This window comes from Ideonella sp. sgz306126, assembly GCF_056032705.1.
Window position 1 is genome coordinate 379,416 of record NZ_JBVYWP010000003.1, and the last position, 23,943, is coordinate 403,358.

16 protein-coding genes are annotated in these 23,943 nt (G+C 70.8%); 5 read left to right on the top strand and 11 right to left on the bottom strand.

Going from position 1 to position 23,943, the window contains the following annotated elements:
• Nucleotides 1-65 precede the first annotated feature (65 nt).
• Nucleotides 66-1,223: a hypothetical protein gene (locus AC0N04_RS10230; protein WP_474281183.1), complete on the top strand. Its 1,158-nt coding sequence runs from the start codon at nucleotides 66-68 to the stop codon at nucleotides 1,221-1,223.
• 16 nt (nucleotides 1,224-1,239) lie between these two features.
• On the opposite strand, the gene AC0N04_RS10235 is transcribed toward AC0N04_RS10230, so the two are convergent.
• The 7 genes from AC0N04_RS10235 to AC0N04_RS10265 form a co-directional block, all read right to left on the bottom strand.
• Complete coding sequence (locus AC0N04_RS10235) at nucleotides 1,240-4,845, bottom strand: PAS domain-containing hybrid sensor histidine kinase/response regulator (protein ID WP_474281185.1); 3,606 nt, start codon at nucleotides 4,843-4,845, stop codon at nucleotides 1,240-1,242.
• A gap of 27 nt (nucleotides 4,846-4,872) precedes the next feature.
• Entirely contained in the window at nucleotides 4,873-6,006 is a 1,134-nt protein-coding gene (locus AC0N04_RS10240; RefSeq protein ID WP_474281187.1) for an HD-GYP domain-containing protein, read from the bottom strand.
• Between the two features lie 158 nt (nucleotides 6,007-6,164).
• A complete protein-coding gene (locus tag AC0N04_RS10245) occupies nucleotides 6,165-7,310 on the bottom strand; it encodes an ABC transporter substrate-binding protein (protein WP_474281189.1) in 1,146 nt (381 codons plus the stop codon).
• Nucleotides 7,307-8,002 (bottom strand): TetR/AcrR family transcriptional regulator, encoded by a 696-nt coding sequence (locus AC0N04_RS10250; protein ID WP_474281191.1) that lies wholly within the window; start codon nucleotides 8,000-8,002, stop codon nucleotides 7,307-7,309. Before AC0N04_RS10250 ends, AC0N04_RS10245 begins: the two co-directional genes overlap by 4 nt.
• 26 nt (nucleotides 8,003-8,028) lie before the next feature.
• Nucleotides 8,029-9,351 carry a phenylacetate--CoA ligase PaaK gene (paaK, locus tag AC0N04_RS10255; RefSeq protein ID WP_474281193.1) on the bottom strand — a complete coding sequence of 441 codons (1,323 nt, stop codon included), beginning with the start codon at nucleotides 9,349-9,351 and terminating at the stop codon, nucleotides 8,029-8,031.
• A gap of 23 nt (nucleotides 9,352-9,374) precedes the next feature.
• Nucleotides 9,375-9,845 carry a hydroxyphenylacetyl-CoA thioesterase PaaI gene (paaI, locus tag AC0N04_RS10260; protein ID WP_474281195.1) on the bottom strand — a complete coding sequence of 157 codons (471 nt, stop codon included), beginning with the start codon at nucleotides 9,843-9,845 and terminating at the stop codon, nucleotides 9,375-9,377.
• Nucleotides 9,842-10,636 (bottom strand): enoyl-CoA hydratase-related protein, encoded by a 795-nt coding sequence (locus AC0N04_RS10265; protein ID WP_474281197.1) that lies wholly within the window; start codon nucleotides 10,634-10,636, stop codon nucleotides 9,842-9,844. Before AC0N04_RS10265 ends, paaI begins: the two co-directional genes overlap by 4 nt.
• Before the next feature lie 375 nt (nucleotides 10,637-11,011).
• On the opposite strand from AC0N04_RS10265, the gene AC0N04_RS10270 reads away from it, so the two are divergent.
• Nucleotides 11,012-11,905 carry an ion transporter gene (locus AC0N04_RS10270; RefSeq protein ID WP_474281199.1) on the top strand — a complete coding sequence of 298 codons (894 nt, stop codon included), beginning with the start codon at nucleotides 11,012-11,014 and terminating at the stop codon, nucleotides 11,903-11,905.
• A 23-nt stretch (nucleotides 11,906-11,928) separates the two neighbouring features.
• Here AC0N04_RS10270 and polA read toward each other — a convergent pair whose 3' ends face one another.
• Nucleotides 11,929-14,715 carry a DNA polymerase I gene (polA, locus tag AC0N04_RS10275; protein ID WP_474281201.1) on the bottom strand — a complete coding sequence of 929 codons (2,787 nt, stop codon included), beginning with the start codon at nucleotides 14,713-14,715 and terminating at the stop codon, nucleotides 11,929-11,931.
• A 57-nt stretch (nucleotides 14,716-14,772) separates the two neighbouring features.
• On the opposite strand from polA, the gene AC0N04_RS10280 reads away from it, so the two are divergent.
• Genes AC0N04_RS10280 through AC0N04_RS10290 form a run of 3 tightly spaced genes read left to right on the top strand, consistent with a single transcriptional unit; the run spans nucleotide 14,773 to nucleotide 16,929 of the window.
• The gene (locus tag AC0N04_RS10280) at nucleotides 14,773-15,093 is read left to right on the top strand and encodes a hypothetical protein (protein WP_474281203.1); all 321 of its coding nucleotides are present in this window, start codon (nucleotides 14,773-14,775) and stop codon (nucleotides 15,091-15,093) included.
• A 45-nt stretch (nucleotides 15,094-15,138) separates the two neighbouring features.
• Nucleotides 15,139-16,122, top strand: coding sequence for a homoserine kinase (locus AC0N04_RS10285; protein ID WP_474281205.1), 984 nt, complete (start codon nucleotides 15,139-15,141; stop codon nucleotides 16,120-16,122).
• Between the two features lie 9 nt (nucleotides 16,123-16,131).
• The gene (locus AC0N04_RS10290) at nucleotides 16,132-16,929 is read left to right on the top strand and encodes a BPSS1780 family membrane protein (protein ID WP_474281207.1); all 798 of its coding nucleotides are present in this window, start codon (nucleotides 16,132-16,134) and stop codon (nucleotides 16,927-16,929) included.
• Here the strand turns inward: AC0N04_RS10290 and AC0N04_RS10295 are convergent.
• The 3 genes from AC0N04_RS10295 to AC0N04_RS10305 form a co-directional block, all read right to left on the bottom strand.
• Nucleotides 16,882-19,011, bottom strand: a complete 2,130-nt coding sequence (locus AC0N04_RS10295) for a GGDEF domain-containing protein (protein ID WP_474281209.1) — start codon at nucleotides 19,009-19,011, stop codon at nucleotides 16,882-16,884. The genes AC0N04_RS10290 and AC0N04_RS10295 overlap by 48 nt on opposite strands.
• A 58-nt stretch (nucleotides 19,012-19,069) precedes the next feature.
• Nucleotides 19,070-21,073 carry a GGDEF domain-containing protein gene (locus AC0N04_RS10300; protein ID WP_474281211.1) on the bottom strand — a complete coding sequence of 668 codons (2,004 nt, stop codon included), beginning with the start codon at nucleotides 21,071-21,073 and terminating at the stop codon, nucleotides 19,070-19,072.
• A 271-nt stretch (nucleotides 21,074-21,344) separates the two neighbouring features.
• Entirely contained in the window at nucleotides 21,345-23,747 is a 2,403-nt protein-coding gene (locus AC0N04_RS10305; RefSeq protein WP_474281213.1) for a UvrD-helicase domain-containing protein, read from the bottom strand.
• Between the last annotated feature and the right edge of the window lie 196 nt (nucleotides 23,748-23,943).

The window sequence follows — 23,943 nt, forward strand, 5'->3', positions numbered from 1 at the left end:
GGCCAGGCAAGTCTGAGCGCGTGTCTTCTCCGTGTCGCCGCCTTCCGGCCTAGCGTTTTTCGCCGATGCAGTTCTTGCCTGATTCGCCGCCCAGCGGCATTCGCGTTCGGGTCGATTCGACCGCGAGCCTGGAGCCGCAGCACCGCAGCCTGGCGGCATGGCTGACGCAGCTTGAGCTGCCGGGGGCGTGGCGCATCCAGCCGATCGCCGGGGACGGTCGTCCGCCGGCGCTGCACCTCCATCTCGATCCCGCGGTCGCCTCGCAGTGGGCACCCGGGCACGACACTTTGGCGCTCGCGGCGCTGCCCGGGGTTGCCCGAGGCGATGCGCAGGCCGACCTGATGCGCGAAATCCTGCTCGCGCTGCTGCTGGGCCCGGTGGAACTGGACTGCCCCAGCCTGGCCGAACTGCAGGCCCAGGTGCGGATGCGCCGGGACATCGCACTGGCGGCACGGGCGACGGCGCTGGCCTTCCACACCGCTCAGGCGTCGCGGCCCATGCAGCTGTGGCAGGGCGATGACGACCAGGGCTACACCGTGCGGCCGGGTGTCTCGCTGATCGACGCCTTGCGCGCCGCCACCCAGCCGGCGGCGGGCGAGTCGCCTTACGCGTTCTCCTGCTACCGCGCCACCGAGTATGTGATGCTGCTGGGCATCGCCCAGGAACTCGAGCGCAGCCATCCGGCCCTGCTCGACCGGCTGCAGCAGCAGTGCGAGTCGCGGGTGATCCGCTCGGCGGCGTTTCATGACGTGTTCCTGCGCGAGATCGGCTCCCTGCAGGCGCCGCTGCCGGCGTGCTACTACGTGCCCGGCGACCGGGTCTGGTTCCGCAATCCAGACGAGGCGTCGGCCGACGTGTCCGGCTTCGAGGGCTCGTGGGTGATCTATCTCGGGGGCGGGCTGTTCGCCAACTTCTGGCGCCGGGACGAGCCCTTCACGCTGCGCGCCAAGTGCCTGGAGGTCTACCACTGGCGCCACGGCACCTATGTCGACGCGCATGGCGAATTGCGCATCGACGAGGCCCGGGTCCTGGCGCGGGTCCGGGCCACCGAGGCCGATCCCGCCGCTGCCGGCGAGGTGCTGGCCAGGATGATGCGCATGCGCGACCCGCGTGGCGTCTACACGCAGGGCGGTTGCATCGATGCCACGCGCGAACATCCGAAGTGGGTCTGCCCCGGCACCGCCGATCTGGAACTGCCGGAACTGCACGCCACACCTGACTGAGCACGCGGATCGACGCTCAGGACCTTGCCGTGGCCGCGGGGCGCGCGGCGAGTTCGGCGTGCAGCAGCTCCAGGGCCGGTTCGTACTGAAACCCGGCGATCAGCCGCAACACCTCGTCGGCCCGAACCGTTCCCACGGCGGTGCGAAGCCGATCCGCGTGAGTGGCGGCCAGCTGGCTTGCGGCCAGTTCCCCGGCGGCGAGCAGCCCGCACAGGCGCGACACCAGGGCCCAATCGGCCTCGCCCGGCGTGGCTCCGGCGCTGGCGGGCGGGGCGGCCGGCGGCGTCTCGCTCGGGGCCTGGAGCAGGCTGTCGCCCAGGACCGTGGCGAGCCCGTCCAGCAGCGCCTGTTGTGCCTCGGCCACCGCGTGCGCGAGCGGCACCAGGGTGTCGAGTTGCGGTGCCTGCACCCGTGCGGCGCCCTCCAGCGCCGCCGCCTGCGCCTGCACGGCATGGGCTCCGAGGGCACCGGCCGAGGCCTTCAGGCTGTGGGCGATGTTGCGCAGTGCCGGCGCGTCGGCGCGCTGCGCGGCGTCGCGCAGACGCTGTGGATCGCCGCCATGGCTGCCCAGAAACACCGCCAGCAGTCGGCGATAACGCTCCGCCTGGCCCTGGACGATCCGCAAGCCCTGAGCCACGTCGAGGCCGGGCAGGGCGGCGGCCTCTTGCAGCCAGGCCGGGCGCTCGGTGCGCGGGGCTTCGGTGGCCGGTTCAGCCGGTGCCTTGGGGGCCGCATCGGTGTCGGCCGGCACGTCGGGCAGCCAGGTCAGCAGCGCCTGGTACAGCCGGTCGGGCTCGACCGGCTTGCCGATGAAGTCGTTCATGCCGGCGGCCAGGCAGGCTTGCCGGTCCTCGTCGAAGGCGTTCGCGGTCAGCGCAAGGATGGGCAGCGCGTCCGGTCCACGGTGCTGCCGCAGGATCCGGGTGGCCGCCAGCCCGTCGAGCTCCGGCATCTGCAGGTCCATCAGCACCAGGTCGTGGCGCGCGGGAGAGAACCGCGCCACGGCCTGCGCGCCGTCCGCCACCGCGTCCACCCGCAGCCCGACGGACTGCAGCAGTTCGACCATCACCTCGCGGTTCACTTCGTCGTCGTCGGCCAGCAGCACCCGCGAGGAGGCGGTGCGTGCGCGCAATTGCGACGCCGCCTCGCCGGCCGCCGAAGCAGGGGCGGCCTCCAGCGTCTGCCGGCCCGGTTCCAGCCAGGCCGTGAACCAGAACGTGCTGCCTTGGCCGGGCACGCTCTGCACCCCCGTCTGGCCGCCCATCATCGACGCGAGCCGTCGGGTGATTGCCAGGCCCAGCCCGGTGCCGCCGTGGCGCCGCGTGGTCGAGGCATCGGCCTGCTCGAAAGCCTGGAACAGGCGGGGTACCTGCTCCGCGCTGATGCCGATGCCGGTGTCGCGCACCTCGAAGCGCAGTTGCACGCGGCCGGCGTCCTCCTTCTCGCAGCGAACGCTCAGCCTGATCGACCCCTTCTCGGTGAACTTCACCGCGTTGCTGGCGTAGTTCAACAAGGCCTGGCGCAGCCGCATCGCGTCGCCATGCAGCACCCGGTCGGGCACCACCGGATCGACCTCCAGCGCCAGCGCGCGCGCCGCGGCCTGGGGCTGGATGAATTGCCGCACCTCGTCCATCAGGTGCGACAGAGAAAAGTCGACCGGCACCAGTTCGAGCCGCCCGGCCTCGATCTTGGACAGGTCCAGCACGTCGTTGAGCACGCTCATCAGGTGTTGCGCCGAGCGCTCGATACGACGCAGCCGGTCGGCCTGGGCAGCGGGGTCGGTGGTGTCGCGCATCAGCCGCACCAGGCCCAGGATCGCGTTCATCGGCGTGCGAATCTCGTGGCTCATGTTGGCCAGGAACGTGCTCTTGGCGCGGCTGGCGCTCTCGGCGCGCTCGCGGGCCTCGGCGAGTTGCGCCGTCCGCTCCGCCACCAGTTCTTCCAGATGCTGGCCGTAGTGTTCCAGCTGATCCAGCATCTGGCGCTGCGCGGTGATGTCGCGCGACAAGCCGTAGGTGCCGATCACCACGCCCTGTTCATCGCGCAGCAAGCCCTTGGTCGCCATGAAGATGCGTTCGCCTTGCGCGGTGCTGAGCCGCTCTTCGTAGGTGATGGTGCGCAGCTCCCGGAGCACGCGCTGCTGGACCTCGATCAGCATGCGGGCCTGCTCGGGGGGGAACAGCGCGTGGTCGTCCTGCCCCAGGACCGCCGCAGCCGGCTTGCCGGTGAACTGTTCGGCGGCGCGGTTGAACACCAGGTAGCGGCCGTCCAGGTCCTTGGCGAAGATGGCGTCCTCGGAACTGTCGGCGACCGCCTTCAGCAATTGCAGCGGCTGCATCTGGGCGGCCTGCCGCTGCTGGACTTCCATCGCACGATCCAGCCAGCGACCTTGCAGGCGCTGGCGGATGAGCGCGGCGGCCAGGCCCATGAGCAGCAGGCCCACCATGCCGAGCCAGACCAGGTCCGACGTCTGGCCAGCCAGGAACTCGCGCCGGTCGAGCTTGGCCAGCACCCGCCAGTCGGTGCCTGCGATCCGCTGCGCCACGCCCATCACCGGGCGGCCGTTCGGGTCGACGCCGGTCAACAACTCGCCGAGGCGCGACGGGGCGGCGAACACCTGCGCCACCAGTCGGTCCGGGGGGACATCGATCGCCGTGAGTCCGATCCGGGCGCTTGACGCGTGCTGCGGCGGATTGAGCCGCAGCACCTGATTCCCGTCGCGCTTGATTACCACCAGTTCGCCGCTGCGCGTCGGCACCGGCCAGTCGCTCAGGTGGGTGCGCATCCACGCGCTCGGGTCCACCTGCAGCCACAGCACCGGGCGGGAATGGCCGGGTGGGGCCGGCAACGAGGTCAGCAAGTCCAGGCGCAGATGGCCGCCGGCATCGAGACGGGGACCGAGGATGACCGGCGACTCGGGGGCCTGCGGGCGGGCTCGCACGGCGGCGGCCAGTTCGGGCGTCAGCGTTTCGGTGGCGGCCGGAGCCTCGACGCGGGTCGAACTGTCGGCGCTCAGGAGCGTCGCCGAACAATAGGTGCCTTGCGCGACGAAGGCCCGCAGGCGCACCGCCAGCCGGTCCCTGGCGCCGGTGTCGTGCCGCTCCGCCCAGGCCAGGTACAGCTCGCTCCAGTTGCTGCTGCTGTGGAGCAGGCGCAGGTCGGCGCGGCGCTCGTCCAGCCAGTCGAACACCTGGTCGGCCTTGAGGGCGGCGATCGCCTGCAGCCGGGCCGCCTCGGTGGCCCGGTGCTGACGCAGCACGACGCCCATCGTGCTGCCCACCAGCGCGGTCACCAGCAAGGCTGCCAATATCATTTGAAGCGCGCCATCGCGCCAACCGATCTTCGGCCGCAACGGCGCACGGCGGGACGCGGCTTGCAGACGCCGCATCAACAGGTACAGCAGCAGGCTGGTCACGCCGACGAACAGCCAGCCCTTGGCCACGGCCACCCACATCAGCATCTGCCGGTCGGTGACCAGCGCCGTCAGCAGCCGATCCGACAGCAGGATCCACAAGCCGGCGAACGCGGCGTAGATCAGCACCGCGCCGGCGACCCGACCGCTGCCGGGCGGGTCGGCCACCGGACGATCGGCGTCGTCGGCGGGGAGGGGGGCGGGTGCCATGGCGGGGTGGGGCTGCGGGCCCGGGGCTCAGGGCAGCGTCAGGCGGCCGGCCGCCGCGTTGTGCTCCACCGCCACCAGCACGAAGGCCTCGTAGCTCGCGATGAAGGCGTCGACGACGTCCGGGTCGAAATGGCTGCCGCGCGCCGACACGATGGTCTGGCGCGCCTGTTCGAAGCTGAAGGCCTGCTTGTAGACCCGCGGCGAGACCAGCGAATCGAACACGTCGGCCACGGCCATCAGCCGCGCCGAGACCGGAATCGCGTCGCCGGCCAGGCCGTCGGGGTAGCCGCTGCCGTCCCAGTGTTCGTGGTGCGAGCGGGCGATCTGCTTGGCCAGCGTCAGAAACGCCAGGGGCCGCTCGATGTCGCGCTCGGCCTGCTCGATCGCGTCGGCGCCGAGCCGGGAATGGGTCTTCATCACCTCCCATTCATCGGCCGTCAACGGGCCGGGCTTGAGCAGGATGTGGTCCGGGATGCCGACCTTGCCGATGTCGTGCAGCGGGGCCGACCGCACCAGCAGGTCGATCGTCGATTCGGTCAGCACCTCGCTGAAGCGGGCGCGGTGCTTGAGCTCCTCGGCCAGCAGGCGCACGTAGGTCTGGGTGCGCAGGATGTGGTTGCCGGTCTCGGGGTCGCGGGTCTCGGCCAGGTGGGCCAGCGCCCGGATCGTGACCCGCTGGATCTGTTCGTTCTCCGAGATGCGTCGGGCGACCTCGGCCTCCAGCGCGGCGTTCTCGTCGCGCAGCCAGTCGCGCAGGCGCTTGGCCTCCACCTGGGCGCGCACCCGGGCCAGCACGATGGGCGGATGGATCGGCTTGGTGATGTAGTCCGCCGCGCCCTGCTGCAGTCCGAACTCCTCGTCGCGCCGATCGTCCAACGCGGTCAGGAACATCACCGGCAGCGCCTCGGTCGCCGGGTCGTCGCGCAGCCGGCGCAGGACCTCGAAGCCGTCCATCACCGGCATCATCACGTCCAGCAGAATCAGGTCCGGCGGTGGGCTGGCACGGGCCAGGCGCAGCGCCGTCGCGCCGCTGTTGGCCACCTTGACCCGGTAGCCGGCGTCCTGCAACAGATCGCCGAGCACGCTCAGGTTCTCGGCGTTGTCGTCAACGATCAGGACGGACGCGGTGGTGGGGTCGAACGAGGTGTCGGACGTGCTCACGGTGGGGTGCGCAGTGCGGCGCACGAGAAACCAGTCTGGCTCGCAGGCTACCCCATTCGCCCCGACCCGGAAGCCCGAAGTGGCGGACTTTCAGGGATCGACAAAACCGAAGGGGTGCGCTGGACCCGCCGCACCCCTTCGAACAGGCCGTGCCGCCGTCAGGGCTGATACTTCCAGGTGCCCTTTTCGATGCGCACCATCACCCGGGCACGCTGGTCCAGGCCCAGGTGGTCGGTGGGCGACATCGTGAAGATGCCGTGCGCGCCGGGCATCTCGTGCACCTGTTCCAGCGCGTCGCGCAGCGCGGCACGGAAGGCCGGCGTGCCGGGCTGGGCCTTCTTCAGTGCTTGCGGCACGGCATGCGTCATCAGCAGACCGGCGTCCCAGGCATGGGCGCCGAAGGTCGAGACGCTGCCCTTGCCATACATGGCTTCGTACTTGGCCACATAGGCGCTGGCGCTCTTCTTGATCGGGTTCGACGCCGGCAGCTGGCTGGCCACCAGCACCGGACCGGCCGGCAGGTAGGTGCCTTCGACGCTCTTGCCGCCGACCCGCAGGAAGTCGTTGTTGGCCACGCCATGGGTCTGGTAGATCTGGCCCTTGTAGCCGCGTTCGGCGAGCTCGACCTGCGGCAGCGCGGCCGGCGTTCCCGAGCCCGCGATCAGCACCGCATCCGGGTGGGCGGCCATCAGCTTGAGCACCTGGGCGGTGACCGAGTTGTCGCTGCGCGCATAGCGCTCGCTGGCCACGATCTGCAAGCCCTTGAGCGCCGCGGCCTTGCTGAATTCCTGCGACCAGCCTTCGCCGTAGGCATCCGCGAAACCGATGAAGCCGACGGTCTTGATCTGGTGATCGGCCATGTGGCTGGCGATCGCCAGCGACATCATGATGTCGTTCTGCGGTGTCTTGAAGACCCAGTGGCGCTTGGCGTCCTGCGGCTCGACGATGTGCGCCGACGCGGCCATCGAGATCATCGGTACCTTGGCCTCGGCCACCACGTCGATCATGGCCAGCGAGTTCGGCGTGATGGTCGAGCCCAGGATCACGTCGACCTTGTCCTCGGTGATCAGGCGCCGGGTGTCGGCCACCGCCTTGCTGGTGTCCGAGGCATCGTCGAGCACGATGTAGTGCACCTTCTGCCCGCCGATCTCGGTGGGCATCAGCGCGATCGTGTTCTTCTCGGGGATGCCCAGCGACGCGGCCGGGCCGGTGGCCGAGACGACCACGCCGACGTTGATGTCGGCCAGCGCCTGGCCGGCGGCCAGCAGCGCCGCGGTGGCGAGCAGGGTCTTGATCAGCTTCATGAAGTTGTCTCCTTTTTGGATCGACGGGGGGAACGGGGGGGCGCCGCGTCGGCGGACGCCCGGGGTCGCGGCGGCAGTTCGGCGGACCGGGCCACGCCGGCCTCGACGGCGCCCAGGCCGCCGAAGAACAGGTCGGCCACCAGGGGCGCCATCTGCTCGTGGGTCAGCGGTTCGCCCGGGCGGAACCAGGTGAACAGCCAGTTGATCATGCCGAACAGCAGCATGGTCAGCGGCTTGTGCAGCTCGGCCTGCCGCAGCGCGGGCCGCACGGCCGCCACGGCCTCGGCAAAGGCCGCGACGACGCCGCGCTGCACGCCCAGCACCCGGTCGCGGCGCTCGGGCTCGAGCAGGCCGACGTCCTCGGTCAGCACGCGGTGCTCGTTGCGCGCGCTGGCGTACTCGCGCACGAAGCGAACGATCAGCTCGCGCAGCTGCGCCTCGGGGGCCAGGGCCTGCGCTCGCACCTCGGCCACGACCTGGGCCAACCGCTGCACGTGGCCTTCGGCCACATGGGCCAGCAACTCGTTCTTGTCGCGCACATAGTGGTAGAGCGCGGCCTTGGACACGCCGCAGGCCGCCGCCACCTGGTTCATCGAGGTGGCGGCGTAGCCTTGCTGCGCGAACAGCGCGGCGGCGTGGGTCAGGATCAGCTCGCGCTGGTCGTCGTAGCCGGAGGAGCGGGGGCGGGCCATGCAGCAGGACTGGAGGCGGTGAGGGCTCAGCGCGGCCGTTGGTCGACCACCCGCCGGGCCTTGCCGACCAGCGTGCGTTCGATCGATTCGGGCGGGCCGACCTGGACCTGGGTCGACACGCCGATCAGGGTCTTGATGCGATGCTGCAAGGTGCGGGCGATCGCCGCACGGTCGGCGTTGCCGGCGGTGGGCAGCAGTTCGCAGTGCACCGTCACCGCATCCAGCGCCCCGTCGCGCGTGACGACCAGCTGGTACTGGCCCGACAGGCCCTCGGTCTGCAGCACCAACTCCTCGATCTGGGTCGGGAACAGGTTGACGCCGCGGATGATCAGCATGTCGTCGGTGCGGCCGACGATCTTGCCCATGCGCCGCATGCTGCGCGAGGTGGGCGGCAGCAGGCGCGTCAGGTCGCGGGTGCGGTAGCGGATGATGGGGAAGGCTTCCTTGGTCAGCGAGGTGAACACCAGTTCGCCTTCCGGGGTGCCCGCGCTGTCGTCATACGGCAGCACCGCGCCGGTGTCGGGGTCGATGATCTCGGGGTAGAAGTGGTCTTCCCAGATCACCGGGCCGTCCTTGCTTTCCACGCATTCGCTGGCCACGCCCGGGCCCATCACCTCCGACAGGCCGTAGATGTCGACCGCGTCGATCGCCGCGTCGCCCTCGATCTGCCGGCGCATCTGCTCGGTCCAGGGTTCGGCGCCGAAGATGCCGATCTTGATCGACATCTCGCGCGGATCCAGGCCCTCACGGCGGAACTCCTCGATGATCACCTGCATGTAGCTGGGCGTGACCATGATGATGTCGGGCTGGAAGTCGCGGATCAACTGCACCTGCTTCTCGGTCTGGCCACCGGACATCGGGATCACCGTGCAACCCAGCTTCTCGGCGCCGTAGTGCGCGCCCAGGCCGCCGGTGAACAGGCCGTAGCCGTAGGCCACATGCACGATGTCGCCGGCACGGCCGCCGGCGGCGCGGATCGAGCGCGCCACCAGATCGGCCCAGCGTTCGATGTCGCCCCGGGTGTAGCCCACCACGGTGGGCTTGCCGGTGGTGCCCGACGAGGCATGCACCCGCGCCACCTGCGGTCGCGGCACCGCGAACATGCCGAACGGGTAGTTGGCGCGCAGGTCGTGTTTGGTGGTGAACGGGAACTTCGCCAGGTCGGCCAGCGTCTTGCAATCCGACGGATGCACGCCCTTCGCGTCGAAGGCCTGGCGGTAATGCGGCACGTGCTCGTAGACCCGCGCCAGCGTGGCCTGCAGGCGCTGCAGCTGCAGCGCCTGGATCTCGTCGCGGCTGGCGCGCTCGATCGGGTCGAGTTCGCCGGGGGCAGGGTGTCGCGCGGGCATGGGGCGGGTCTCCGGTGGCAGGGTCAGGTGGGGTCGGGCAGCGCGGTCACCGGGCGTCCCTTGAGGGTGTGGGAGCGGCCGCGAAAGGCCGCGATGCGCGTGCCTTTCTGGTTGCGCACTTCGATGTCGTAGACGCCGGTGCGGCCGCCGCGGTGGACTTCGTGGGCCTGGGCGCTGAGCACGTCGCCCAGGTGGGCCGGGGCGAACAGCTCGATGCTGAAGCCCGATGCCACGGTGACCTCGTTGTACGCGTTGCAGGCATAGGCGAAGGCCGAATCCGCCAGCGTGGCGATCAGGCCGCCATGGCAGATCTGGTGGCCGTTGAGCATGTCGGTGCGCACCGTCATCTCCAGCGTGGCCGTGCCCGGGCCGACCGCGGTCACCCGCAAGCCCATGGCCTGGCAGGCATGGTCGCCGACCCACATGGCGTCGCGGCAGGCTTCGGCCACGCGCTGGGCCTCGGCCGAAGAGGGGGGAGTCCGAGGTGGGTTCATCGGTCGGTGAAGCTCGGTGGCCGCTTCTGCTGGAACGCCGCCACGCCCTCGGCGAAATCGCGGCCCTGGCCCATCTCGCGCTGCACCGAGGCCTCCAGCGACAAGGCCTGGTCCAGGTCCATGCCGGCGGCCTGGTCGAACGCGTGGCGGGTCGCCGCGAGCGCACGCACCGGCATCGCGGCCAGCCGTCGCGCCATCGCCATCGCGGTGTCCATCAGCTCGGCGTCGTCGACGCACAGCCAGATCAGGCCTTGTGCGGCGGCCTGCTCGGCGCCGAGCTTGTCGCCGGTCAGCGCCAGGCCCAGCGCGCGCGCCCGGCCGAGCAGGCGCGGCAGCAGCCAGGTGCCGCCGCAGTCCGGAATCAGGCCGATCTTGGAGAAGGCCTGGATGAAGCTGGCCGAGCGGGCCGCGATCACGATGTCGCCGTGCAGCGCGAAGTTGGCACCGGCACCGGCGGCCACGCCGTTGACGGCCATCACCACCGGCACCGGCATCGAGGCCAGGCGCAGTGCCAGCGGCTTGTAGTGGGATTCGATCACCGCGCCGATGTCCACGGCCTCGCCGGGGCGGGCGACCATCTCGGGATCGTTCAGGTCCTGCCCGGCACAGAAGCCGCGCCCGGCCCCGGTGACCAGCAGCGCGCGCACGCCGGCATCGCCGGCCGCGGCGTCCAGCGCGGCGCGGAGCTGGCGGTGCATCGCGCCGGTGAAGCTGTTGAGCGAGGCCGGCCGGTTCAGCGTGATCACGCGCACCGCGCCGTCGTCGGCCACCCGTACCTCGGGCTCGGACATGGCGGTCTCCTGTTCTTGTGCCGGCGCTGCGATGAATTACCTAACCAACCGGTCGGCGAATGATAGAAGTCGCTTTGCATTGACGCAAGGCAAAGCGGCGCCGATCGGCTCGGGGGTTTCCCGGGCTGTGCAGCCGGGCAAAGTACGGCTCGTGGGCGAGCGTGCCGCGGCCTGCACCGCACGGGTTTACGTTGGGTGACTCGACACCTTGCGGCGCTCGCGCACATACTGAAGCTTGCCGGGGAGGGCGCTCATCCGACGTTCATGCAACGGTGTGTCGGCCTCGCGGCGAAAGGGCAAAATGAACGCCGGTCCAGACGTTCCCGCGCCGAACCCGCGGCCGTCCGGCCCTCTCCATCAGGAACCGCAGTCCCCATGAACGAGCCCGCCGTGCCGCCGCCTGTAGCCGTCCCGCTGTTGGTGGAACCCGCCAATTACGGCAAGCCCGCAGCCGGTTGGCGCCGACGCCTGTACGCCGTGATCTTCGAGGTCGACACGCCGGCTGCACGCCGGTTCGACATGCTGCTGGTGGCGGTCATCCTGGCCAGCGTGGTCGTGGTCATGATGGACAGCGTGACCTCGCTGCGCCTGGCCTACAGCCGCGAGTTCAGCATCCTGGAGTGGATCTTCACCGGCTTGTTCACCGTCGAATACATCGCGCGCCTGGTGTGCGTCGAACAGCCGTGGAAGTACGCCCGCAGCGGCTACGGCATCATCGACCTGCTGGCCTTGCTGCCGAGCTTCCTGGCGGTGCTGCTGACGCCGCTGCAGGCCTTCATCGACGTGCGAGTGCTGCGGCTGCTGAGGATCTTCCGGATCCTCAAGCTCAGCACCTATTTCGGCGAGTACCGACTGCTGGTGGATGCGCTGAAGGCGTCGCGCCGCAAGATCCTGGTCTTCCTGTCGATCGTGCTGCTGGTGGCGCTGGTGCTGGGCACGGTGATGTACGTCGTCGAAGGCCCGGAGCACGGCTACACCAGCATCCCGGTCAGCATGTACTGGGCGGTGGCCACGATGACCACCGTCGGCTACGGCGACATCGTGCCGACGACCGACCTGGGCCGCTTCGTGGCTTCGGTGATCATGCTGCTGGGCTGGGGCACGCTGGCCGTGCCGACCGGCATCGTCAGCGCCGAATTCACGGCCCAGCGTTTCGAGGAGCGCGATGCCCGCACCCGGGTCTGCCCGGCCTGCCAGGCGCTGGAGCACCACCCCGACGCGCATTTCTGCCACCAGTGCGGCGCCGCGCTGCCCGACCAGCCGGCCTGATCGCGTGCCCGGCAGGGCGATGCTCAGTGGGCCTCGTCCCAGTTCGCGCCCACGCCCACCTCGGCCAGCAGCGGCACGCTCAGCGATGCCACGCCGGCCATCAGGCGCGGCACGGCCTCGCGGATCCAGCCCAGTTCGGCCTCGGGCACCTCGAACACCAGTTCGTCGTGCACCTGCATCACGATGCGCGACGCGTGTCCTTCGTCGTCCAGTGCCCGCTGCACCGCGATCATCGCCAGCTTGATCAGGTCGGCGGCCGTGCCCTGCATCGGCGCGTTGATCGCCTGGCGTTCGGCGCCGGCGCGGCGCGGGCCGTTGCCGCCCTTGATCTCGGGCAGCCACAGGCGGCGGCCGAAGACGGTTTCCACATAGCCCCGTTCGGCCGCCAGCGCCTTGGTCTGGTCCATGAAACGGCGCACGCCGGCAAAGCGTTCGAAGTAGCGATCGATGTAGTTCTTCGCGGCCTTCTGGTCGATGCCCAGGCTCTGCGCCAGGCCGAAGGCCCCCATCCCGTAGATCAGGCCGAAGTTGATCGTCTTGGCGTAGCGGCGCTGTTCGCTGCTGACCGCATCGGGTGCGATGCCGAAGACCTCGGCCGCGGTGGCGCGGTGCACGTCCTGGCCTTCGGCGAAGGCGCGGGTCAGGCCCGGATCGCCGCTGAGGTGGGCCATGATGCGCAACTCGATCTGCGAGTAATCGGCGCTGACGATCACGTGGCCGGGCGGCGCGATGAAGGCCTCGCGCACGCGCCGGCCTTCGGGCGTGCGGATCGGGATGTTCTGCAGGTTGGGCTCGTTGCTCGACAGGCGCCCCGTGACCGCCACCGCCTGCGCGTAGTTGGTGTGCACCCGGCCGGTGGCGGGGTTGACCATCAACGGCAGCTTGTCGGTGTAGGTGCCCTTCAGCTTGGCCAGGCTGCGATGCTCCAGCAGCGTGGCGGGCAACGGGTAGTCGGCGGCCAGTTCCTGCAGCACTTCCTCGTCGGTCGACGGCGCGCCGCTGGCGGTTTTCTTCTTCACCGGCAGGCCCAGCTTGCCGAACAGGATCTCGCCGATCTGCTTCGGGCTGCCCAGGTTGAAGGGCTGGCCCGCGATCTCGAAGGCCTGCGCCTCCAGCGCCAGCATGCGCTCGGCCAGCTGCTGGCTTTGCGCCGCCAGGCGGGCCGCGTCGATCAGCACGCCGGTGCGCTCGATGCGCATCAGCAGCGCGGCGGTCGGCAGCTCGATCTGCTCGTAGACGAAGCTCAGGCCGGGGTCGGCCGCGAGTTGCGGCGCCAGGGCCTGGTGCACCTGCAGGCACATCTCGCTGTCCTCGCCGCTGTAGGTGCTGGCGCGCTCGATGTCGACCTGCGAGAACGGGATCTGGTTCGCCCCCTTGCCGCACAGGTCCTCGTAGCTCAGGCCGCGCCGGCCGAGGTGGCGCTCGGCCAGGCTTTCCAGGCCATGCGGCTTGTGGGCTTCGAGCACGTAGCTCTCCAGCATCGTGTCGTGGCGGTAGCCCTGGACGGCGATGCCGTGGTTGGCGAAGACGTGCAGGTCGTACTTGATGTTCTGGCCGAGCTTGGCGGCGCCGGCGTCTTCCAGCCAGGGCCGCAGGCGCGCCAGCACGTCCTGCAGCGGCAGCTGGTCGGGCGCGCCGGGATAGTCGTGGGCCAGCGGCACGTAGGCCGCCCGGCCGGGCTCGACCGCGAACGACAGGCCGACGATGCGGGCGCGCATCGCGTCCAGCGAATCGGTCTCGGTGTCCAGCGCCGCCAGCGGCGCCGCGCGCAGGCGGGCCAGCCAGTCGTCCAGTTCGGCCAGCGTGCCCACGGTGCGGTAGTCGTTGGGCAGCGCGGCGGACGGCGCCGCCGGCGCGGCGACCACGGGTCCATCCGCCGGGTCGGCGCCCGCCGCCGGATCGATCGGGGTCGCGCCGGGTGCCGACTCCAGCTCGCGCTTCCAGGTCTTGAAGCCGTAGCGGGTGTAGAAATCGAGCAGGCCGGCGCGGTCGGCCGGCTTCAGCGCCACCGACTCCAGGCTGGGCCAGTCGGGCACATGGCCGCTCAGGTCGCAGTCGGTCACCACGGTGATCAGCTTGCGGCCCGTCGGCAGCCAGTCCAGCGCCTTGCGCAGGTTCTCGCCCACGGCGCCCTTGATCTGCCCTGCGGCGGCCACCACGCCGTCCAGCGAGCCGTGTTCGGCCAGCCACTTCACGGCCGTCTTGGGGCCGACCTTCTCGACGCCGGGCACGTTGTCCACGGTGTCGCCGACCAGGGTCAGGTAGTCGATGATGCGGTCGGGCGGCACGCCGAACTTGGCCGTCACGCCGGCCACGTCCAGCCGCTCGGGCGGCTTGGCCATGGTGTTGATCAGCGTCACCCGGTCGGTCACCAGCTGCGCCAGGTCCTTGTCGCCGGTCGAGATGAGCACCTGATGCCCGGTCGCCGCGCCCACCCGGGCCAGCGTGCCGATCGCGTCGTCGGCCTCGATGCCGGGCACCTCCAGCACCGGCCAGCCGAGCAGGCGCACCACCTCGTGGATCGGCTCGATCTGCGTCCGCAGGTCGTCGGGCATCGGCGCACGATGGGCCTTGTAGTCGGGATACCAGGCGTCGCGGAAGGTCGGCCCCTTCGCGTCGAAGACGCAGACCGCGTGCTGCGCGCCGATCTTGTCGCGCAGCCAGTTCATCATCGCCACCATGCCGTGGATCGCGCCGGTGGGCTCGCCGCCGGGGCCGCGCAGGTCGGGCATGGCATGGTAGGCGCGGTACAGGTAGCTGGAGCCATCGACCAGCAGCAGGGTCGGGGCGGAATCGGTGGGCGTCGTCATGGCGCGATTCTCACCCGTGGAAACATGCCCGCCACGGCGACTGCCTACAATCGGCGCATGCTTCGAATCTTCTCCACCTGTTTCGCCGCGCTGGGCCTGGTGACCGCGCTGTCGGTGCGGGCCGAGGCGGCGCCAGCGCTGCCACCGGCCGAGCCGGCCAGCGCAGCGACCGGCGAACCCCAGGTGATCGATCGGGTGACCGAGGACGCCCACGTGCGCATCGAGGAGTTGCGCGTGCGCGGGCAGACGCGCAAGCTGACGGTGCAGCCCAAGATCAAGGGCATGCCGCCGTACGAGATCGTGCCGCCCAAGCCCGGCGAAGATCCGGCCCATGACCCGCAGGCCGGCCAGCGGGTCTGGTTTTCGCGCACCTTCTAACGTCCGGCCGCTGCGGCGGTCGTTCCTTTTCCTTTTCCCGACGCCATGGCGGTTTACACCGAAGTGGGCCCTACTCAGGCCCAAGCCCTGCTGAGCGACCTGGGGCTGGGCGCCTTGCAGGCGCTGACCCCGATCGCCAGCGGGATCGAGAACACCAACTACTTCGTCAGTTCGGAATGCGGTGAATGGGTGCTGACCCTGTTCGAACGCCTGAGCGCCGAGCAGCTGCCGTTCTATCTGCACCTGATGCGCCACCTGGCCCGCCACGGCCTGCCGGTGCCCGAACCGCAGGCCGATGCGCAGGGTACCCTGGTGCACCAGGTGGCCGGCAAGCCCGCCGCGCTGGTGAACCGGCTGGACGGCGAGACGCTGGACGCGCCCGACCTGCACCATTGCGCCCAGGTGGGCGCGACGCTGGCCCGGATGCATCTGGCGGTGGCCGATTTCCCGCTGCACCAGCCGAACCTGCGCGGCGCCGACTGGCGCGAGGCCACCGCCGCCACCGTGCGTCCATGGCTGGACGCCGGCGCTGCGGCGCTGCTGGATGCCGAACTCGCGTTCCAGCAGCAGCTCGGGCGATCGCCTGCGCACGCCGGCCTGCCGCGGGGGGCCGTGCATGCCGACCTGTTCCGCGACAACGCCTTGTTCGCCGGCCTGCCCGGGCGCGAGCGGCTGTCGGGCGTGTTCGATTTCTATTTCGCCGGCATCGACAGCTTTGCCTACGATCTGGCGGTGGTCTTGAACGACTGGTGCATCGACCTCGACCGCGGCACGCTGGTGCCCGAGCGGGCCGAAGCCCTGTGGCACGCCTACCAGGCCGAGCGTCCGGCCAGCGCGGCCGAGCGCCGCCTGCTGGCGGGGCTGCGGCGCACCGCCGCGCTGCGGTTCTGGCTCTCGCGCCTGGCCGACTGGCACCTGCCGCGCGATGCCGCGCTGCTGCAGGCCAAGGACCCGGCCCATTTCGAACGGGTGCTGCGCGACGCGGTCGCCCAGCCCTGGCATCCGCCCGACGACACCGTCGTGGCCTGAGAAAGACCGATGGGATTGAAACTTCACACCGTGCCCGCCGCCCGCGGCCTGCGCTGGGTCCGCCAGGGCTTTGCCGAGTGTTTCCGGCATCCGATGGGCTATGCCGGCCTGTTCGTGCTGTTCATGCTGGCGGCGCTGGTCTTCAGCGCCCTGCCGGCCGTCGGTGGCCTGTTGCTGATGATGATCGTGCCGCTGCTGAGCCTGGCCTTCATGATGGCGGTGGCCGGCGCGCAACGCGGCGAGCCGGTGCGCCCGGGCGTCTACCTGGCCCTGTGGCGCGACGGCGGGGCGGCGCAGCGCCGCACGCTGATCAACCTGTGCCTGGCTTATGCGCTGGCGACGCTGGCCATCCTGGCGCTGTGCAACCTGATCGATGGCGGCCGCTTCGACGACCTGGTCGACGCGATGGCCGGCGGCAAGGCCGGCAGCGCCGAGATCGAGCAGTTGGCGGCGGCGCCCGGCGTGCTGGCGGGGGCGATCGCGCGGGTCGTGCTGTCGGTGCTGTTGAGCCTGCCGTTCTGGCATGCACCGGCGCTGGTGCGATGGGGGCGGCAAGGCCTGCTGCAGGCCTTGTTCACCAGCCTGCTGGCGGTCTGGCGCACGCGCGGCGCCTTCGCCGTGTACGGGCTGACCTGGGCCGCCAGCCTGGTGTTCGCCGGGGCGATCACGGCGCTGGCGCTGACGCTGCTGGGCCTGGGTTCGGTGGCGCCGCTGGTGATGATGCCGATGGCGCTGATCTTTACCACGGCCTTCTACGCGTCACTGTATTTCTGCTTCGTCGACACCTTCGGGGCGGTCGACGACTGAGGTCCCGGCCGCAGCCGATCGGGTCTCCGGCACCCGGCTGTGCTGGTGCAGCGTGACCCGTCCGCTCAGGCGGGCGTCGTCGAACGCGGCCTCGGTCGCCACCAGGGCGGCGTTGTCGGCCGCCGCGAGCGAGACCACGCCGATCGCCCGGTCGCGGCCCATCGATTTGGCGGTGTACAAGGCCATGTCGACCAGGTTCACCGCGCGCTCCCAGCTCATCGGCAGCTGGTGGGCGGGGAGCGGAAAGCGGGCATAGCCCACCGACAGGGTCAAATCCAGCGCCTGGCCATCGGGCAGCCGCAGCGGTTCGTCGCCCACCAGGCCGAGCAGGCGCTCGGCCAGCGCCGCCAGCCCATCGGCCGACAGCGACGGCGAGAACAGCAGAAACTCCTCGCCGCCCCAGCGGCAGAGCAGGTCGTCTTCGCGCACCGCGGCCTGCAGGCGGCGGGCCAATTCGATCAGCACGGCATCGCCGCCCGGGTGGCCGTGGCGGTCGTTGACCTGCTTGAAATGGTCGACGTCCAGCATCATCAAGGCGCCGGTGAAGCCCCGGCCGTCGGCGCGCGCGGCCATCACGTCCTGGAACCGGTGACGGTTGGCCAGACCGGTCAGCACATCGCATTCGCGCTGGCGCTGGAGCAGGGCCTGACCTTCGCGCAGGCGACGGTTGGCGGCCAGCGCGCGCCGCACCAGCAGTCCCAGGAACGACAGCGCCGCCAGCAGCAGCGCGCCGCCCATCAGCCACAGGCGCTGGGTCAACCGCTGGTTGTCCAGCTCAGCCAGGTTGAGCGCCTTGGCGCGCTGCAGTCGGGCCAGCTCCCGCTGCTCGCTCTCGCTGCGGTAGCGCCGGCTCAGCTCGGCCTGCAAGGCCTGGCGGTTGGCTTGGTCCATGCGCGCGCCCAGCGCCTGCTCGCGGTGGTAGAGCGCCAGCGCATCGCCCGGCTCGCCGGCCTGCGCCAGCGCGTCGGCGTATTCGTGCAACGCGGTGCGCACGGTGCCTTCGGCGCCGGCCCGGGTCCAGATCAGCAGCGCCGCATCCAGGTCGGCGCGGCCCTGCCGGACCTGGCCCAGCGCCAGGCGGGCCAGGCCGCCGTTGTGCAGCAGCAGCGGCTCGCGCTCGAGGTCGCCGAAGCGGCGGGCCAGCGGCAGCGCCTGCTCCACCGCCTTCAAGGCCTGGCGCGGATGGCCGCCGTGCACCCAGGCGTCGGCGAGGTTGCCCAGCACCAGGGCTTCGAGCCGCTGCCAGTGCTGCGCACGGGCCAGCGCCAGCGCCTCGTCCAGCGCGTGCCGTGCGACGTCCGGCTCGGCCGAGGCGCTGGCCAGGCGCGAGGCGTTGTTGCGCACCCGGAACCAGGCCAGCCGGCTCTCGTCGTCCTGGGCGATCCGCTCGGCCTGGGCCATTTGCCGCCGCGCCAGCTCTTTGTCGCCAAGGGCGTTGCTGACGTAGGCGAGATCCGACAGCGACCAGGCCCGCAGCGTGTTGTCGCCCAGCCGGTCGGCCAGGTCCAGCGCACGCTGCTGCAGTGCGCGTGCCTCGATCTGCCGGCCCTGGGTGTCGGCTCGCATCGCTTCCTGGTGCAGCACCCGCCACCACGGCCGGGCATCGCATCCGGCCCCGTCGAGCGCCGGACCGCACTGGGCGGCGTAGGCCTGGTCGGCTTGCAGTTCCTCGGCTTCGGCGTCCTTGCTGCGCCATTGCCGCTGATACAGCAGGGACTGCAGCAGGTGCTCGTCGCCCAGCGCACCCAGGTCGCCCTGGCGAGCCAGGCCGGCCAGGACGGCCAGCGCCGCCGCCGCGTCGGCGGCGCGGTCGGATCGGGCCATCACGATGCCTTGCACGCGGGCGCGCATCCGGGTCCATTGGGTCTCGGACAAGGCGGCGGGGACCGGCCCGCCCGTCATGCCCGCCCACGGCAGGGTGGTGCTGTCGTTGCTGTCGTCGATCCAGCGGTCGGCCTGGCGCGACAGCTCGGCCGCCGTCTGCTGCAGCAGATCGTTGGCCCGCGCTGCCTCGGCGATGGTCAGCAGCCCCAGCGCCAGGATGAGCACGGCCGCTGCCAGGCGCTTCGGATGCGCGCTCATGGGGCGGCCCTCCGCGCCACGCGCTGCGGGATTCGCGCTGGGGAGCAGCCTGGCGCGCTCATGCCGGCATCTCCGCGGTCTCCAGGCCCTTCAGCGCGGTGAGGCGGACCTCGCCGCGCCGTTCGGCGGCTTCGAGGTCCAGCAGCGTGGCTGCCGCGGCCTCGTGGGACTGCGCCGTGCACGCGCTGACGCCGCAGGCCCGGTTGCGGCCCTGGGCCTTGGCGACGTACATGGCGGTGTCCACCAGGTTCACGGCCTGCTCCCAGCCCCACTCGAAGCCGCCCGGCCCGAGCGGGAAGGTCGCATAGCCCACCGACGCCGACACCACGATGCGCTCGTCGTCGACCGCCACCGGCAAGGCGGCCAGCGCGTTCAGCAGCCGCTGGGCCAGCGCGTCGACCTGGCCGGGCGAGGGCATCGGCACCACCAGCAGGAACTCCTCGCCGCCCCAGCGCACCAGCAGGTCCTGCGGCCGGATGACCGCCCGCAGGCGGCGCGCCACCTCGACCAGCACGGCGTCGCCACCGGCATGGCCGTAGCGGTCGTTGATGTGCTTGAACTTGTCCAGATCGATCAGGAACAAGGCGCCGGCGGCCCGTCCCGAGGCGCCGCGGTCCGTGTGCTCTGCGGTGCTGAAGCGCGCCTGGAAATGGCGCCGGTTGGCCGCGCCGGTGAGCGGGTCGTGGCGGCTTTCGTCGCTCAGCCGCTGGTTGGTTTCGAACAGCGCGAACTGGGTCCGCTTGACGCGCCGGTACGTCAGCGCCGCCAGCGCCAGCAGCAGCGCCACCGTGCCGACGCCCAGGATCCAGACGCGCTGGCGCAGCGCATGCTGGCGCAGCTGCGCCTGCGCGAGGCGGTTGTCGTCCATCAGCCTGGCGCGCTCGGCGCCGCGCCGGTCGGCCTCGAAGCGAGCCTGCAGCTCGACCACGTCGCGCTCGCGCGTGCGATGCGCCAGTTCCTGATTGACGCGGCGCAGGTCCTGGTCGGTGGTGTAGGCGTCGGCCAGGTAGCCGGCGCGCTCGAGGTAGCGGCCGAGGTCTTCCAGCGATTCGGCGGCGCTGACCAGGCTGTCGGCGCGCAGGTCCCGGTCGATCGACTGGTGCACCAGGCGCATGCCCTCGTCCTTGCGGTGAAGCGAGATCAAGGCCTCGCCGCTGTTGATCAGCGCGACGCCTTCCGCATCCTGGTTGTGGGCCGTCCGGGCCAGCGCCAAGCCCTGCTGGGCGATGTCGTAGGCCTGCTGGTAGCGGCCGCGCTGAAGGTAGAAGTCGCTCAGGTTGGAGCGGCATTGCGCCTCGACATAGAGCGAGCCCGCCTCGCGGGCGAACTTCAGCGCCCCTTCGGCGGCCGCGAGTTCCAGCGCGTCGCGCCCGGGGTCGGCGCCGAAGCTGTCGATCAGGATGTACTGCAGCGTCAGCGCGTGGGACTGGGCCAGCGCGTCGTGCTGATCCTGGGCCAGCTTCAGCGCCTCCCGGTTGATCTGCAGGGCTTGCTCGGTCTGGCCGGCGCGGCGCAGCACGTTGGCGAGCACCGAGCGCAACTCGGCGCGCTGCCAGGCGGGCCCGCGGAGATCGGCCTCGTGAATCGCCAGTTGGTTCAGCCGCACGGCGTCGTCCAGATGGCCCAGGTTCTCCTTGACGACCGCCTGGATCAGCAGGCAGCCGAGCCGCACCCGCTGCGACGATGTCGGCGTCAGCCGGTGCATCGCGTCGTCCAGCAAGGCCTCGGCACGCGCCAGCGGGCCGTCCGCCGCGATCTGGTCGGCGGTCAGGCAGTCGATCGCCGCCAGCGCGTCGTCGCGCCGCCGGACGTCGGCGGTGCGGGTCGACAAGTCGCCCAGGCGGGAGGTCACGGCGGTGACGTTGTCGGCGATGTGCCGGTCGGCCTGGAGCTTGCCGAGCAGGAACAGGCCATCCAGTCGGGTGGATTCGTCGACCCCCGCAGGGGCGAGCAGGCGCTCCAGCCCGGCTTCGGCGGAGTCGGGGTGGGCCCGGCCGATCTGCTCCAGCCGGTCCAGTTCCGCGGTGTCGGCAGTCGACGCCAGCGCCAGCGAATGCAGCATCGCGACGCCGATCCACCAGCCCCGCCATCGCCGCCCGTTCGCGCACGCGCCGCTTCGGGTCGGCGGACCTGAAGCGGAACAGCGGTGCTTGCGCGGGTGGGGCATGGATCGGTCCGAGGCAAAAGGACGATCGTCGCCCACGGTGGCGTGGACCGTGGCGACGCATCGAATTCGTCAACTCCCTGAGACGCCATATCGGGTACGGCGCGCCCGACTTGAGGGTTTTCGCGCTGCCCGCGGCCGCGCCGCTGAAGCCGCCCCCCCGCCGACCTCAGTCCACCGGGGTCAGTTTGGCGACCGACAAAGCCAGCCATTTCGGGCCGTGACGGCCGAAGTTGACCTGCGCACGGGCGTCCTCGCCGCCGCCCTCCAGCGTGACGACGACGCCCTCGCCGAACTTGGTGTGGAACACGCCCTGGCCGACGCGCAGCCCGTGGCCGGCGGCCTTGGCGGCGTTCTCTGCCATGGCCTTGGGCACGGGCGCTGAACTGGGCGCTGAAGGCGGCTGCCAGCCGCTGTGGCGCCCCGCGCCGACGACCGAGCCCAGGCCGCTGCCGCGCTGCCAGGCGGCCTGGTAATCCTGCGCGAAGCCCGAACCGAAGCCCTGGTGGCGCGGCGTGAGCCATTTCAGCGCGCCTTCGGGCAACTCGTCGAAGAAGCGGCTCTTGACGTTGTAGCGCGTCTGGCCGTGCAGCATGCGGGTCTGGCTGAAGCTCAGGTACAGGCGCTGGCGCGCGCGGGTGATGGCCACGTACATCAGGCGGCGTTCTTCTTCCAGCCCGTCGGCGTCGGAAAGCGAGTTCTCGTGCGGGAACAGCCCTTCTTCCAGCCCGGTGATGAACACCGCGTCGAACTCCAGCCCCTTGGCCGAGTGCACCGTCATCAGCTGCACCGCGTCCTGGCCGGCCTGGGCCTGGTTGTCGCCGGCCTCCAGCGCGGCGTGGGTCAGGAAGGCCGCCAGCGGGCTGACGATCTCGCCGGTTTCGGCGTCCGGCGTCAGGTCGACGCCGGCCACCGCCTGCGGCAGGCCGGCGGCGATCCGGCCCGGGCCGTGTTCGTCCACCGGCAGTGCGACGGCGTCCTTGCCGAAGCCTTCCTGGGTGACGAAGGCCTCGGCCGCGTTGACCAGTTCCTCCAGGTTCTCGATCCGGTCGGCGCCTTCCTTCTCGGTGCGGTAAAAGTCGACCAGGCCGGAGCGTTGCAGCATGTGCTCGATGATCTCGCGCAGCGTCAGGCCGTGGGTGTCGTTGCGCATCGCGTCGACCAGCGCGTTGAACGCGATCAGGTTGGCGCCGCCCTTGCCACCGACCGCGCCCACGCTCTGCCACAGGCTGCGGCCGGTCTGGCGCGCGGCGTCCTGCAACTGCTCCAGCGTGCGCGCGCCGATGCCGCGGGTCGGGAAGTTCACGACCCGCAGGTAGCTGGTGTCGTCGTTGCAGTTCTCGATCAGGCGCAGGTAGGCCAGTGCGTGCTTGACCTCGGCGCGCTCGAAGAAGCGCAGTCCGCCATAGACGCGGTACGGAATGCCGGCGTTGAACAGCGCCGATTCGATCACCCGCGACTGTGCGTTGCTGCGGTACAGGATGGCCGCCTCGCGCCGCGGCAGGCCGCTGCGGTTGAGCTGCTGCAGTTCCTCGAGCAGCCACTGCGCCTCGGCGAAGTCGCTGGTGTTTTCCTGCACCCGCACCGGCTCGCCCGGCCCGGCCTCGGTGCGCAGGGTCTTGCCCAGGCGACGGCTGTTGTGGCTGATCAGTTCGTTGGCCGCGTCGAGGATGTTGCCGTAGCTGCGGTAGTTGCGTTCCAGCCGGATCACTTGCTTGACGCGGAACTCGCGTTCGAAGTCCGCCATGTTGCCGACCTGCGCGCCGCGGAAGGCGTAGATGCTCTGGTCGTCGTCGCCCACGGCCAGCACCGCGGCTTCGGGACCGGCGAACATCTTCAGCCACGCGTACTGCAGCCGGTTGGTGTCCTGGAACTCGTCGACCAGGATGTGGCGGAAGCGCCGGCGGTAATGCTCGCGCAGCGCGGCGTCGTCGCGCATCAGCTCGTAGGTGCGCAGCATCAGCTCGGCGAAGTCGACCACGCCCTCGCGTTGGCACTGATCTTCGTAGGCCTGGTAGATCTCGACCAGCGTCTGGGTCTGGCCGTCGTGGATCGCGACGTCCTTGGGCCGCTGGCCGTCTTCCTTGCAGCCGGCGATGAACCAGTTGACCTGCTTGGGCACGAAGCGTTCTTCGTCCAGCTTCATCGCCTTGATCACGCGCTTGACCGCGCTGAGCGTGTCGCCGCTGTCGAGGATCTGGAAACTCTGCGGCAGGCCGGCCGCCTTCCAGTGCGCACGCAGGAAGCGGTTGCACAGGCCGTGGAAGGTGCCGATCCACATGCCGCGCACGTTCACCGGCAGCATGGCGGAGAGCCGCGTCAGCATCTCCTTGGCCGCTTTGTTGGTGAAGGTGACGGCCAGCACGCCGCCGGGCGAGACCTGGCCGGTCTGCAGCAGCCAGGCGATGCGCGTGGTCAGCACCCGGGTCTTGCCCGATCCCGCCCCGGCCAGGATCAGCGCCGGCTCGGCCCCCAGCGTGACCGCCGCCAACTGCTCGGGGTTCAGGCCCCGCAGCAGTCCGCTGGCATCGGGGGGCGGAGGTGCGTGGTCTGAGGGGTCTTGGAAGGGCATCCGGGGATTGTAGGGAGGCGGCCAGCGGACCGTTGCCGACCTCAGGTCTCGGGACGCGCCCCCCTGTCGAGCGAGGCGGAGGCCGTTGCGCGAGCGACTCCGCTCGTGTCCCCCGCCCGCAACCCTGGCGGGCTTCGGGCTCCTCCTTGACCTCGCTGTGCCACTCACCCAACGCCCTCCGCCGTCGACCACCGAG